This is a genomic window from Streptomyces sp. ActVer, from assembly GCF_027270795.1.
GTDB classification, from domain to species: Bacteria; Actinomycetota; Actinomycetes; order Streptomycetales; family Streptomycetaceae; genus Streptomyces; species Streptomyces umbrinus_A.
Genome location: NZ_JAPWHT010000695.1, coordinates 1 through 3,599, shown reverse-complemented (window position 1 = coordinate 3,599; position 3,599 = coordinate 1). Strand labels below are relative to the sequence as shown.

Genomic DNA, 3,599 nt, shown 5'->3' with positions numbered 1-3,599 from the left:
CCTGTTCCCACTGGGCGAGCTGACGACGATCTCCGGCACGCGGATCAGTTTCGGCGAGGGGCTCGGGCGGGCGCTGCTGATCGCGCTGGCCGTCGCCGCGTCACTGATCGGGATCGCGGCCCTCGGCCTGTTCGTCTCGACCCTGACGAACAGCGGGATCGCGGCGATGGCGACGACCGTCGGCCTGCTCATCACCGTCCAGATCCTCGACCAGATCCCCCAGCTCCAAGCGATACAGCCGTACTTCTTCTCGCACTACTGGCTGTCCTTCGCCGACCTCATGCGCGACCCGGTCTACTGGGACGACCTGATACGCAACCTGCAGCTCCAGGGGCTGTACGCGGCGGTGTTCGGCGCAGCCGCGTGGGCGCGGTTCACGGCGAAGGACATCACCGCGTAGGGCGCGCGGCCCTGGGGCCCGCTGGTGGCGCAGGCTTCAGCCGTCGTACGGGAAGCGGGCGAGCGGGGGCTCCTGCGCGAAGAACGTCTTGGCGCGGGTCAGGGCGGCGGAGTCGGTCAGGACGTCCCCGGGCTTGCTGCCGTTGCCGAGGAGGACTCCGCCGAATCGCATCCCCATGTACGCGGCCGAGTGGTTGAGCGTGCCGATCAGCGGGTCGGCGACCTCTTCCTCCTCGTGCGCGAGGGCCGTGACGCCCCACAGAGTGCGCCCGGCCATCGTCTTCTTGAAGTCGAGGCCCGGGGTGCGCAGCCAGCCCGACCAGTGGTCCAGATAGCGCTTGGTGTGCGCGGACACGGAGTACCAGTACAGCGGGGAGGCGATGACGAGGTCCGTCGCCGCGAGCGTGGCGTCGAGGAGCAGGGCCGTGTTGTCGCCGGACGGCCGGACGTGGTCGCTGTCGTGGCGCAGGTCCTCGAAGTCGGGCACCGGGTGCTCGGTGAGACTCAGCCAGCGCTGTGTGACACCGGCCGGCAGCTGTTCCGCGGCCTTGCGGGCCAGCAGCTCGGTGTTGCCGCTGTCGCGGGCGCTGCCCAGGATGAAGAGGAAACGGCGGGTCATGAGCGGCTCCGTCACGGAAGGCGTACGACGACTGCATGCGTACGCAGTATATGCACACGCATGCAGCCGTCGCCTACCCCGAGCCTGCCGGAGCCGATCGGGGTGGGCGGGAGCCGACCGGGGTGGGCCGGAGTCAGTCGGAGCGGGTCCGGCTACTCGGAGAGCTCCCACACCGCGTACGCCAGTGCGTCGCTGTTCCGGTTCAGGGCGGTGTCGTTGATGTTCGACGTCGTGTCGCACGAGGAGTGGTAGCAGCGGTCGAACGACTGGCCCGCCGTGCCGCCCCACTTGGCGGCCTGGGCCGCGGACTTGGTGCTGCTGGCGCCGGTGAAGACGCCGCCGACGGGGATGCCCGCGCTCTTGAAGGGGGCGTGGTCCGAGCGGCCGTCGCCCTCGGTCTCGATCTCGGTGGCGACGCCTATACCCGCGTAGAAGTCCTTGAGGGTCTTCTCGATGGCCGGGTCGTCGTCGTAGACGAAGTAGCCGGGGTTCGGCGATCCGATCATGTCGAAGTTGAGATAGCCGCTGATCTTGGCGCGGTTGGCGGTGGTGAGGCCGTTGACGTAGTTGCGCGAGCCGACCATGCCCAGCTCCTCGGCTCCCCACCAGGCGAACCGCAGATGCTTTGTGGGCTGGTACTGGGTGCGGGACACGGTGAGCGCGGCTTCCAGGAGGGCCGCCGAGCCCGAGCCGTTGTCGTTGATGCCGGCCCCCGAGGTGACGCCGTCGAGGTGGGAGCCCGCCATGACGACCTGGTTGGCGTCGCCGCCGGGCCAGTCGGCGATCAGGTTGTAGCCGACGCGGCTGGAGGCGGTGAACTGCTGGATGGTCGTGGTGAATCCGGCCGCGTCCAGCTGGGCCTTCACGTAGTCGAGGGACGCCTTGTAGCCGGTGCGGCCATGGGCGCGGTTGCCGCCGTTGGCGGTGGCTATGGACTGCAGTTGGGTGAGATGGGCCTTGACGTTGGCGACGGGTATGTCCGGTGCGGCGGCCACGCGCGCGGGCGCGGCGTCGGCTATCGCGCTCGTGGTGAGGAGTGCGGCGACGGCTATGACCGCGGCACCCGTGACACGTCCGGGAACAGAGAGCTTCATGTGGGGGGCTCCGAATTCCATGTGGGAATGGGTGCCTGATGGTGAAGCTGAGGTTGACGTTCCGTCAAGAGCGCAATCCGGTCAGGGGTGTTCGGATAGCGGATCCCTGGAGTTCACCTGGTCGCGGGCCGTTCGTGACACTCCGGGTGAGCTGTGGAAGGGCGGCCGTTCCCTGTTGCCGCGGACGGGTGGGCGGGTGGTCCTCCGTGGTTGCCGCGCACGGACGGACGCCCCGGTCGCCGCGGGTCCCCGCGTGTCAGTGCACGCAGAACTCGTTCCCCTCCGGGTCCGTCATCACCACCCACTCGCCGCCCTGCTCCTTCACCTCCCGGAGCACCGCCGCCCCCAGCCCGGTCAGCCGCGCGACCGCCGCCTCCCGCTGTCCGTCCCCGGTGTGTACGTCGATGTGCAGCCGGTTCTTGGCCGTCTTCGGCTCCGGTACGCGCTGGAAGAGCAGCCGTCGTCCGAGTCCGGTGCCGCTGTCCTTGTCGTACGGATCGTCGGGGTGGCGTACGGCCGCGGCGTCGCGCCAGGCCCGGCGGCCGTGCGACTCGACGGTGACCTCGGGCGGTACGGCGCCGAAGCCGAGCAGGCGCTCGACCAGGACGCTGTGGTCCTCGACCAGGTAGCCGAGCGTGGCGGCCCAGAAGTCGGCCTGGGCGTGTGGATCGGCGGCGTCGATGACGAGCTTCCAGTGCAGGGGCGCCGGTGCCGACGAAGGTGTCTGGGACTGGGGCTGGGTCTCTGTCACGTAACCACTTATAGTGGTTACGTGAGTGAGCGCGCAATGAAGTCGCCCGGACTGACTCTCGTGTCGTACGGGGGGAAGTCGTTCCGCTTCGATCCCGGGGCGCTGTGCATGGAGCTCGTGACGACGGGCGGGCCGGGGGAGTTCGCGCGGTTCGAGGCGTTGCACGAGCCCGCGGATCTGGTGCGGTGGGTGGAGCGGAGTCGTCTGCCCGGCGGGCTCGAAGTGACGGTCACGGAGGGGGAGTTGGCGCAAACGCGGGCCTTGCGGGATGCGGTCTTCCTGCTGGCCGCGGACCGGGCTCATGGGCGGTCTCTCCAGGCCCGTCATCTCGATGTCGTCAACGCCGCCGCGGCCGGGGCGCCGCTGGCCGCTCGGGTCGAGGCGGACGGGTCGCGTGGGTGGGCGCCGGGGGCCACCGGGGCGCGGTTGCTGGCCACCGTTGCGTGTGACGCGGTGGAGTTGTTCACCGGGCCGTATGCGGAGCGGATCCGTGAGTGCGGGTCCCACAACTGTGCGCTGCTCTTCGTCGACACCTCGCGGCCCGGGCGGCGGCGCTGGTGCGCGATGGAACACTGCGGCAACCGCGAGAAGGCCCGATCGCATCGGGCCCGCCTGGCGGAGGGGGGTGGCTGAGGCCTTCTTTCGCCCCCGCCGCCCCTACCTATTCCCGTCACTACTCAGGGGCTCCGCCCCCGAACCCCCAAAAGACTGCGCAGTTCCCCGCGCCCCTTTTAGG

Annotated in this window: 4 protein-coding genes and 1 pseudogene; 2 read left to right on the top strand and 3 right to left on the bottom strand. The window is 69.8% G+C overall.

Annotated features, from left to right (window positions below; all coding sequences use genetic code 11):
- Window positions 1-400 (top strand): annotated as a pseudogene (locus O3Q52_RS50660) (ABC transporter permease); the annotation flags it as partial.
- Between the two features lie 36 nt (window positions 401-436).
- Here O3Q52_RS50660 and O3Q52_RS50655 read toward each other — a convergent pair.
- The 3 genes from O3Q52_RS50655 to O3Q52_RS50645 all read right to left on the bottom strand — a co-directional run bounded on the left by O3Q52_RS50655 (window position 437) and on the right by O3Q52_RS50645 (window position 2,863).
- A complete protein-coding gene (locus O3Q52_RS50655; protein ID WP_269655172.1) occupies window positions 437-1,018 on the bottom strand; it encodes a flavodoxin family protein in 582 nt (193 codons plus the stop codon).
- A 152-nt stretch (window positions 1,019-1,170) separates the two neighbouring features.
- Window positions 1,171-2,112: a M28 family metallopeptidase gene (locus tag O3Q52_RS50650; protein WP_269655171.1), complete on the bottom strand. Its 942-nt coding sequence runs from the start codon at window positions 2,110-2,112 to the stop codon at window positions 1,171-1,173.
- Window positions 2,113-2,368: 256 nt separating this feature from the next.
- Entirely contained in the window at window positions 2,369-2,863 is a 495-nt protein-coding gene (locus tag O3Q52_RS50645) for a VOC family protein (protein WP_269655170.1), read from the bottom strand.
- A gap of 36 nt (window positions 2,864-2,899) precedes the next feature.
- Between O3Q52_RS50645 and O3Q52_RS50640 the strand changes: the two genes are divergently transcribed.
- Window positions 2,900-3,496: an ABATE domain-containing protein gene (locus O3Q52_RS50640; protein WP_269655173.1), complete on the top strand. Its 597-nt coding sequence runs from the start codon at window positions 2,900-2,902 to the stop codon at window positions 3,494-3,496.
- The last annotated feature ends 103 nt before the right edge of the window (window positions 3,497-3,599 follow it).